This window comes from Tritonibacter sp. SIMBA_163 (assembly GCF_046535935.1).
GTDB lineage: Bacteria > Pseudomonadota > Alphaproteobacteria > Rhodobacterales > Rhodobacteraceae > Epibacterium > Epibacterium scottomollicae.
In genome coordinates, this window is the sequence record NZ_JAWJBP010000081.1 from 1 (window position 1) to 806 (window position 806).

At 68.7% G+C, this 806-nt stretch carries 1 protein-coding gene; it reads left to right on the top strand.

All coding sequences use genetic code 11. The annotated features are described in order from the left end of the window. Positions 1–674, top strand: a 674-nt coding sequence (locus R0J92_RS21500) for a hypothetical protein (RefSeq protein ID WP_411053129.1), incomplete at its 5' end; no start/stop codon positions are given. Positions 675–806: the final 132 nt, after the last annotated feature.

The window sequence follows — 806 nt, forward strand, 5'->3', positions numbered from 1 at the left end:
GCCGTTTCGTCAAGGTTACACCACTACGGCAGAAACCGGAAGCGAAACACGACCTTTTGGTGCTGATGAGCCGCCAAGAGCCGGTGCCGGAGCCTTCGGATACCGTCCGGATGAAGCGGAAGAACCTGTACCAGCCCAAGTTGTGGGAGGGGCTGGATACCGGGGGTGTGGTTTTCCCGAACCACGGGGTCGATTCGCGGGGCTACGTCTGGCGGGTGACGCTGCCGCTGTCGCTCGGTGGGGCGAAGGATGCTCGAGAAGTGCCGCGGGACGAGCTGGCGGAGATGCTGGCACCGGAGCAGTGGGTGCGGTGCGCCGTGCAGGCCCGCGAAACCGAGCACATGGCCCCCCGGTTCGTGGTGCAGCTCCGGCCGCGGACCGGGAAGCGGGCGGCGCTCACCGTGGACGTGCTCAAGCTCGTGCAGGCGTACCACGGGTTCGAGGCCGCGTGCGATGCGTTCCGGAACCTGAGTCTCATTTACGACCCCATCGGGACCATGCCCAAGGGCGGCGGTGGGAGGCGTGTGGATAAGAGTCTCGGCAAGGCCGCGATCCTCAACGTGGGCGACAAACTGGCGGCGAAGATCGACGCCGTGGCCCAGCGGGGCGAGGGCCAGCGGGGGGCCGAGGGGCGGGGCGATGACGAGGCGGGCCGACGCCGCCGACACCGCTGAGTCGGGAGGAGTCGGGAGGAGACGGGACGACACGGCACGCCTCCACGGCCACGGTTCACCGCCCTCATCGCCTTCCCATTCCATCCCCGCCGCGGAGCTGTACGAGTTCGGCGACGAGCTCGCGCACGGGGG